The organism is Burkholderia sp. Se-20378 (genome assembly GCF_017104665.1).
GTDB lineage: Bacteria > Pseudomonadota > Gammaproteobacteria > Burkholderiales > Burkholderiaceae > Burkholderia > Burkholderia lata.
In genome coordinates this window covers 1-8333 of sequence record NZ_JAAGPG010000378.1, presented here as the reverse complement: position 1 = coordinate 8333, position 8333 = coordinate 1, and the positions used below count along the sequence as shown (strand labels likewise).

9 protein-coding genes are annotated in these 8333 nt (G+C 66.3%); 5 read left to right on the top strand and 4 right to left on the bottom strand.

Going from position 1 to position 8333, the window contains the following annotated elements; genetic code table 11:
• Positions 1-16: 16 nt before the first annotated feature.
• The gene (locus G3N93_RS28685) at positions 17-1393 is read right to left on the bottom strand and encodes an ATP-binding protein (RefSeq protein WP_174934741.1); all 1377 of its coding nucleotides are present in this window, start codon (positions 1391-1393) and stop codon (positions 17-19) included.
• Entirely contained in the window at positions 1394-2119 is a 726-nt protein-coding gene (locus G3N93_RS28680; protein WP_174934739.1) for a response regulator, read from the bottom strand. It lies immediately after the preceding gene.
• A gap of 246 nt (positions 2120-2365) precedes the next feature.
• Between G3N93_RS28680 and G3N93_RS28675 the strand changes: the two genes are divergently transcribed.
• From G3N93_RS28675 to G3N93_RS28665, 3 genes are all read left to right on the top strand, one after another.
• A complete protein-coding gene (locus G3N93_RS28675) occupies positions 2366-3112 on the top strand; it encodes a MipA/OmpV family protein (protein WP_011351661.1) in 747 nt (248 codons plus the stop codon).
• Between the two features lie 221 nt (positions 3113-3333).
• On the top strand, positions 3334-3663 hold the full coding sequence (locus G3N93_RS28670) for a hypothetical protein (RefSeq protein WP_174934737.1): 330 nt from the start codon (positions 3334-3336) through the stop codon (positions 3661-3663).
• 77 nt (positions 3664-3740) lie between these two features.
• Positions 3741-4247: a hypothetical protein gene (locus G3N93_RS28665; protein WP_206134473.1), complete on the top strand. Its 507-nt coding sequence runs from the start codon at positions 3741-3743 to the stop codon at positions 4245-4247.
• Positions 4248-4278: 31 nt separating this feature from the next.
• Here the strand turns inward: G3N93_RS28665 and G3N93_RS28660 are convergent, their stop codons facing one another.
• Both G3N93_RS28660 and G3N93_RS28655 read right to left on the bottom strand, forming a co-directional pair.
• On the bottom strand, positions 4279-5508 hold the full coding sequence (locus G3N93_RS28660; RefSeq protein ID WP_206134472.1) for a transglycosylase SLT domain-containing protein: 1230 nt from the start codon (positions 5506-5508) through the stop codon (positions 4279-4281).
• A 411-nt stretch (positions 5509-5919) separates the two neighbouring features.
• The gene (locus G3N93_RS28655) at positions 5920-7080 is read right to left on the bottom strand and encodes a porin (RefSeq protein ID WP_206134471.1); all 1161 of its coding nucleotides are present in this window, start codon (positions 7078-7080) and stop codon (positions 5920-5922) included.
• A gap of 566 nt (positions 7081-7646) precedes the next feature.
• On the opposite strand from G3N93_RS28655, the gene G3N93_RS28650 reads away from it, so the two are divergent.
• The gene (locus G3N93_RS28650) at positions 7647-8156 is read left to right on the top strand and encodes a sigma-70 family RNA polymerase sigma factor (RefSeq protein WP_206134470.1); all 510 of its coding nucleotides are present in this window, start codon (positions 7647-7649) and stop codon (positions 8154-8156) included.
• A 3-nt stretch (positions 8157-8159) separates the two neighbouring features.
• On the top strand, positions 8160-8333 hold a 174-nt coding region (locus tag G3N93_RS28645; protein WP_206134474.1), incomplete at its 3' end, for a DUF4880 domain-containing protein.

The following is an 8333-nucleotide window of genomic DNA, read 5'->3' as shown; positions in this document are numbered from 1 at the left end:
CCTCCTGCCGCGCGCGTCATGGCCGCGGGATCACCGTGCCGGTGCTGCCGTCGAACGCGTCGGCATGCATGACGGTATCCGGCAAGTCGAACAGATTGTCCGGCAGCGTCAGCGCGGGCAGCGTGATCACGAAGCGTGCGCCGCCGAGCGGCGAATCCTCGAGCCGCACTTCGCCGCCATGCACCTGTGCGACACGCCGCACGATCGCGAGCCCGAGCCCGAAGCCGCCGGTCTGCCGGTCGCGGCTGGAGTCGAGCCGCTGGAACGGTTCGAACACGCGGGCGCGTTCGGCGGCCGGAATGCCGGGGCCATCGTCGTCGACGCTCAGCACGAGCGCGCCGGACGCGTCACGCTCGGCCACGAGCAGCACCGTGCGCGACGCATAGCGCGCGCCGTTGCGGATCAGGTTCAGCAAGGCGCGGGCGACCAGCTTCGGGTCGCACACGTGGCCGGTGGGTGCGCCGAGCGTCGACACATCGAGCGTGATGCCGCGATCGGCGATGTCGTTCGCGACATTGCCGGCGACGCTGTCGATCAGTGCATCGACGTCGACTTCCATCGGCGCAAGCTGGCTCGCGCCCTGTTCGAGCCGGCCGATCGTCAGCAGCTCGGTCACGAGCTCGTCGAGTTCGCGCACGTCGCGCCGCAGCGCGTCGCGGCGTTCGCGCATCCGTCCCGTTTCGTCAGGCTCCGCGAGCAGCGCGAGCCCGAATTCGAGCCGCGCGAGCGGCGTCTTCAGTTCGTGCGAGATGCCGTGCATCATTTCGCGCTGCTGCTTGATCGATGCCTCGATACGCTCGGCCATGTCGTTGAACTGTTGCGACAGTTCATAGATGTTCGACTTGCCGGACAGCTTCACGCGCGTCGACAGCGTGCCGGCGCCGAATGCGCGTGCGGCGTCCTGCAGCTTGCGCAGGTCGCGCCAGTGATAGTGAATCCACAGCACTACCGCGAACAGCGTGCCGAGCGCGAGCAGCAGGTACGCATAGATGCGGATGTCGAGATCGGACGCTTCGATCGGCCGCGCATGCAGGACCGACCCATCCGCGAGCGGCATGTAGTAATCCTTGCCGTTATAGCTGATCGCAATCCGGCCGGCATCGAGATCGCGCAGCGGCGCGCCGCTCAATTGCGCACGGGCGGCGGTCATCGACAGGAAGCCGAACCCTTCGTTGCCGTGTTTCGCGAGCTCGCGCAGCGCAAGCTCACGCTGTGCGCCCGGATGGCGTTCGAGGTAGTCGTTGAGCACGAACGCATAAGTCGTCAACGAGTCGCGCTGCGCCTGCGCGCTGCGATCGTAGAAGATCCGGTCGAACGACAGCTGGATGAACAGGATCGACGCGGCGACGAACAGGATGACGACGAGGTACAGCCGAATCAACGGGCGGAGCATTTATTCGTCCCACGCAGAAGGGCTGAACAGGTAGCCGCGGCCCCAGATCGTCTTGATCTTGTGCGGCTCCGACGACGCATCCTCGAAGCGGCGGCGCAGCTTCGAGATGCCGGAATCGACCGAGCGGTCGAGTCCGTCGAATTCGATCCCGCGCAACTGCTTCAGGATGTCGTCGCGGCTCAGCACGGTGCCGGCCGCGCGCGCAAGGATCAGCAGCAGGTTGAATTCGGCGGTCTTCAGGTCGACCGGCTCGCCGCGCCACGTGACGGTGCGGTTCGGCGGCGAGATCGCCAGTTCGCCGAACACGAGCGCTTCGGGCGCGGCCACGGGTGCTTCCGCGACGGCCGGCTGCGCACGGCGCAGCAGCGCGCGGGCGCGGGCGACCAGCACGCGCGGCTCGATCGGCTTCGTCACGTAGTCGTCGGCGCCCGTCTCGAGGCCCGCGATCTGGTCGTAGACGTCCAGGCGCGCGGTCAGGATCAGCACGGGCACGTTGGTGAACGCGCGGATGCGCCGGCAGACTTCCATGCCGTCGAGGTTCGGCAGCATCAGGTCGAGTATCACGAGGGCCGGCTGGTGCTCGCGCACCGCCGCGACGGCGAGGTCGCCGCGTCGCACGACCGTCACCGCGAATTCATAGCCGTCGAGGTACTCGCGGACGAGTTGCGCCAGGCGGTCGTCGTCCTCGATCAGCAGTACACGGTATTTGAGTGGATCTTCGTTCATGGTCTCCTCGGGGCGCACGCGCCAACTCACGCTCCGGCAAGCCGGTGCGCGGCGCGGCACGCGAATTCTATCCGGCGTACCGAAGGCCGGGGGAGCGGGGCGACAATCTCGAACAATCGAACACAATTGAGCACAGATTTTCCGAATATTCAGGACAGTCTCGGCGCGGGGCGGCACCTAGACTGCGGGCTCCGTCACTCCTATCTCAATATTGTGCGCCCAATACTCCGCCGCTACCGCTATTGCATGCCGCTCGCCGGCCTGACCCTTGCCGCCGCCGCCCACGCGGAAAACCAGTATTCGCTGTCGCTGGGTGGCGGTATCGCGCCGCGCTACCCGGGCAGCAACCAGTCTCGCGGCGTCGTTGCGCCGGGGTTTTCCGCGAAGTTCGGCAATGGCTTCTTCATCGACAGCACCCAGGGCGCCGGCTACCGGCTGGACCTGCCGCACGGCGCGTTCGTGTCGGCGGCCGTGAGCTACGACGCCGGTCGAGCCGACGAGAACCGCCTCGACTTGCCGGGCTCCGACTACCTGAAGGGCATGGGCCGGATTCCGGGCTCGGTGCTGGTCGGCGTGCGCGCGGGCGTGACGCTGTTCAACGCGGCGGAACTGAGTGTCACGATCGACACACCCGTGACGCACACGTCGCACGGCGTGTCGGGGCACATGGATCTCGCGGTGCCGGTGTTCAAGACCGCGCAGCACGAGATCATCGTGACGGGCACCGTGCATGCGGGCTCGGGGCGCTATACGCAGACGTTCTACGGCGTGACGGATGCGCAGTCGATGACGAGCCGGTTCCGGCCGTATTCGACGAGCGGCGGGATCGACAGCGCGTCGATGGCGGTCGCGTGGAACTGGACGCTGTCGCAGCACTGGTCGGTGCTCGCGACCGGCGGCGTGACGCGGCTGCTCGGCCGCTACGGCGACAGCCCGATCGTCCAGTCGCGCAGCAACTACTACGCCATTGCGGGCGCGACCTACAAGTTCTGAGCGGATCGTCGCGGCACGCATCGTGCGGCGCAGCCGGCATGCTCGTGCCGTCACGCCGCGCAGCGTGCGGTAACATGCAGGCGGCTTCGGCGGCAGGCCGAACCCGCGGCTTGGGGCGTGCAGCATCGGCGTGTCCCGGGCGCGCGGACCGAACATGCATGCAACGCCCGGTCGGCCGGGAACGCCGCACAGGTTCCGCCGGGCGCAACAGGGAGAATCCGATGAAGAAGACGATCGCGATGATGATGGCGCTGGTTGCGGGCGCAACGTTCGCGGGATGCACGGACATGAAAACGAGGAATGCGACCGCCGGCGGCATGGTGATGAATGGCGAGCCGCCACGCACGTCGCAGGCCTGCAAGGCAGACGCGGGGCCGGACGATGCGCTGGTCGGCAAGGCCGAGGCCGATGCGGCGGCGCAACTGGACGGCTGCCTGTGGCGCGTGCTCGAGCGCGACGGCAAGTCATTGCCGGGCACGATGGATTACCGGCAGGAGCGCCGCAATCTCGGCATTCGCGACGGCAAGGTGATCTGGGTGCGGCGCGGGTGAGGGGTTGGGCCGGTGGCGGCGTGCCTGCGGGTACGCGAATGAATGTTGCCGGCATGCTTGCAGTGCCCCGCAGTGCCATGTTTGCGAAGCGGCCGAAGCAGTCCGGGGCAGGGGTTCGCGCGCTGACACTGGCGGCGCTGGGCGCGCTCGGCATGCTGGCCGGATGCGGAGGACATGACGACGCAGCATCGCCGGCGTCTCGCACCGTATGCGTCACCGGCTATAACGAGTACACCCGCAAGCTTCATGAGTTCTGGCTCGACAACGCACACAGGTCGGGATGCTTCGGCAATCCGTCCGCGCGTGAAGCAGGCGAGGCCTTCGGCGGTGGCGGCGGGTTTGCCTGCGGCTGCAAGGTGACGCCGGGGCAAGCGGTGAAACTGGCGTGGGTGTTCGCGCAACCGCTGGACGAGATCGAGCGTGGCGTCGCGGCGGAACACAAGACGATCGACGTGACGATTCCACAACCGGAATCGTCGACGTCGCGCTATCTGCGCGTGTATTTCAGGAAGAACGGTACGGCCGACCTGCAATGGGTGGACGACATGAACGCGCCCGAGCTGCCGCCGACCGTGGAGCGATGATCGCCGCGCGTCGCGTGCGATCGACGGTGTGCTACTTCGAGATGTACCACAGCGCATCCGCGCTGGCGCGCGAAGGCTGAGCGGCTGCAGCCGGCACTTGAGCCGGCGCGGGCGGCGGCGTGTTCGACGTGATGGCGGTCGGCATCGTGGCCGGAATGTTCGCGGTCGAGGGCGAGGCCGCCGTGGTTCCCGACGTCGAAGGCGTATTCACGTACCACAGCGCATCGGCCGACGCCGTGCGTTTTGATGCCGTTGCGGCCGGACTGGCTGCCGCATTCGCCGCCGTATTCGCCGACTTTTTCGATCCCGCCGCCGCAGCTGCAGCCGTCGCCGTGCCCCCCGTCCCACTCTGCGCCGTCATGCCGGCGCCATTGCCCGCGCTACGCTGCGCGCGCGCCTCGAACGGCCCGAGCTGGAAGATTAACGTTTGCGCGGGACGGGTCAGGACGGCATACGGAAACTGCAGCTCCCACGACATCAGCACGCGCCCGGACGACGTCTCGGTGAAGATCGCCGGCAGGTGCTTCATGTCGCTGAACTGCACGTAGATCCGCGCACCATCGTCGAAGACCTGGGTCGGCTTCGCCTGGTCCGCACCCGTGACCGTCCATCCGAAGTTGTAGGTGCCGGCCGGGCCGGCGGGGCCGCCCTGCGGCGGCGGCGGCGGCGGGGCCGACGAAATCGTGCGCGGACGCGTGACCTGCTGCGGGGCGGACACGCTCAGGCTCGCGAACGGGTTGTACGCCTGCGCCTGTTGCGGCGGCGTAAAGGACGGTGGAAGGATAGGCATGGGAGTATCCGGCGAATCCGGCATGGTCCGGATTGCATCATAGACCTTGCGCGCATACGCGAGGCGCTTGTCGGGCGAGGCGGAGTTGTACGCGCCGATCGCGTTCCAGTTGGCGCCGAGCTGGCGAATGTTCTGCGACAGGATCCACGCGCCGACATACGCGTTCGTGCACGCATCGAACAGGCTCTCCCGCGTGATGCCTTCGCGCGCGAGCGTCGGCAGCCAGGTGCTGTTGATCTGCATCAGGCCGATGTCGACCGTGCCGTTCGTATTGGTGTTGACGGCGCTCGGATTCATGCCCGACTCGACCTGCGCGATGCCGCGCATCAGGCTGACGCTCACGTGCTGGAACGCGGCCGCGTCGTCGAGGCAATCGGCCCGCGCAACACCGTGCAGCGCGCACGACATTGCAATCGTCGCGGCGATTTTCAGCGTTGCTCGGCTGATCGAACGGGTTGTCTGACGCGGCATGGCAGGATGGGGCGGAATCCGGCCGCCCGGTGCAAGGAAATTACGCAGACGCGAAGTGTGCCATAGCGAGCAGCCAAATGGCTCGCGTCAAACTTTCCTTTGCATTTGCCCATGCGTTCGCCGCGCGTTTTTATCGCGTCCGATCACGAGGGGCTGCGAAGCATTATCGGTAAAAATGGCCGGATTTTCGTGCGAATGCCGGGGCAGTGGAGCCGCCGGAATACTGACGCGTCGCGTCATTTGCTCGGGGAAAATCGGTGCTGAATCAAACCGGATGGAAATCGCGCGGCAATCGATATCCGGGTTGAAAAGGGCGACGGAAAGGCGATTCAAAAACAACGGCGGCCGAAGCCGCCGTACCGCTGAATGCGGATTCGACCGGCCGCGTGTCGCGCAGCCGGCCGTTTTGCATCAGAAGCGGTGGCGCAGGCCGAGGTTGACCATCGTCTGCGAGCTCGTGCCCGCATAGCCGTACGAACCGATCGACGCCTGCGCGGCCATCGAGCCGCCCTTGCCGTCGCCGGTCTGGCCGCTTGCGTGCTGGTACGCGGCGGTCAGGTAGACGTCGGTGCGCTTCGACAGGTTGTAGTCCGCGCCGGCCGATACCTGGTGATAGGTGGCCGACGTGTCGCCGCCCGAGCGCGTATAGCTGTAGCCGACGCCGACCAGCAGCGCATTGGTTGCCTGGTAGTTCACGAAGCCTTGCCCCGTGTTGTAGTGCTCGTTCGAGCCGAACACCGAGCTTCCATCGCGGCGGTACTGTGCGTTGCTGTAGCCGAGGCCGAACGTGAACGGGCCGGCGACGTACTGGCCCGCGATGCGCGCGATGCCGATCGAATGCGCGCTCGCATAGCCGCTGTTGACCGGGCCGTCGAACGTGCCGTCCGACGAACTGGTCCAGCCGCTGCGCTGGGTGTTCGACGCGGGGCTGTTGGTCGTGTGGAAGTAGCCGCCCGCGACGCTGAACGGCCCGTTGTTGTACGACACGGCAGCCGAATACGAATTCGCGGCGCCGGTGCTGCCGGCGATGCCGCCGAACGAGTACATCGCCGAGAACTGCAGGCCCGAATAGACAGCCGACGTGTACTTCACCGCGTTGTCGACGCGGAAGCTGTTGTCGTAGTTGTCGACGTCGCCCGCCGTCGCGAACACGCTGCCGAGATAGTTGTCGGCGGTGATGCCCTGCACGAGATCGATGAGCGGATCGTACTGGCGGCCGAACGTGAGCGTGCCGTAGCGTTCGCTGGTCAGGCCGACGAACGCCTGCCGGCCGAACATGCGGCCGCCCTGGCCCATCCGGCCGTTGCTCGGGTCGAAGCCGTTCTCGAGCTGGAACAGCGCCTTCAGCCCGCCGCCGAGATCCTCGGTGCCTTTCACGCCCCAGCGGCTGCCGGCCAGGTTGCCCGCGCTGCTGTTGCCGAGCATCCACGCGTTGTCCTTGCCCTGCGCATGGTTCACGTAGGTGATCGACGTGTCGATCACGCCATACAGCGTGACGCTCGACTGCGCATGCGCGACGGGTATCGCCGCGAATGAAGCGATGGAAATCAGAGAGAGGGTCGTGCGTTTCATGTCATCTCCTTGCGCATTGGCTTGTGTTCGTGATCCGGAATGGCAGGAGACTACCGAGGCCGATTAAAACGACAAAAATGAAATTCTCTTTTGTGGCCTGACGCAGACAGGGATGTCCTCCTATTTCCGCGATCGGGGGATTTGAATTGTTGAAAATTACGTATCAATTGATTGTCATTTCGAGATTTGGCCATTGCGGCTTGCATATCTCGCGATAATTTCGGGCAATTCGGGGAAGAATGAAGGCGGTCGGGATATTGTTATCGATCCGTCAAATAACTATTTAATGAATCGATTTGGCCGGGGTGTAATGAATGTGTTAGCGGCGGGCGGCGCGTGCCTGGCGGTGTCGTCGCGGCCGGGTCATCCATTCCTGTCCCGTTGTCGCGGCGTGCGCGGAACGCCGCACTTGTGCCGCGCCAGCGCGTGACCGTCATCGGTGCGCCCCAGCCGGAGCGCGGCAGCGGCCACCGCGCACCGGAACGCCGGCCGTCGCTCCGGTTTTGTATATAATAATCATTCTCATTTACAAAATCGTTGACGTCTGCGCACCCCGGAACCCGGCCATGTCTGCTGACAAGCTGTCTCTCCATCGAGAAATCGACGCCCTCTACACCGGCCACCATGCGTGGCTGCGCGGCTGGTTGAGCCGGAAGCTCGGTTGCGCGCACCGCGCGGCCGATCTCGCGCACGACACGTTCATGCGCCTGCTCGCGCGCGACGAGCCGATCGTCGCCGACGAGCCGCGCGCGTTCCTGACGACGGTCGCGCAGCGCGTGCTGAGCAACCACTGGCGGCGCGAGCAGATCGAACGCGCGTATCTCGACGTGCTCGCGCAGCGCCCTGAAGCGTACGCGCCGTCGCCGGAGGAGCGGGCCGTCGTGCTCGAGACGCTGCTCGAAATCGACCGGTTGCTCGACGGCCTGCCGCTCGCGGCGAAGCGCGCGTTCCTGCTCGCGCAGCTCGACGGGCTCACGCAGGCCGAGATCGCGCGCGAACTCGGCGTGTCGCTGGCGACGGTGAAGCGCTATCTCGTGAAGGCCGGCACGCAGTGCTTCTTCGCGATGGCGGCCTGACCGATGGCTGCCCCGGGAGCGCCGGCGGTGCCGCCGGAGGTGGCGCGGCGTGCGGTGGAATGGTGGGTCGACCGGCAGGCTGGCCGCACCGATGCAGCGTTCGACGCCGCGCTCGCGCGCTGGCGTGCCGAGGATCCGGCGCACGATGCGGCATGGCGCCATATCGAGACGATGCAA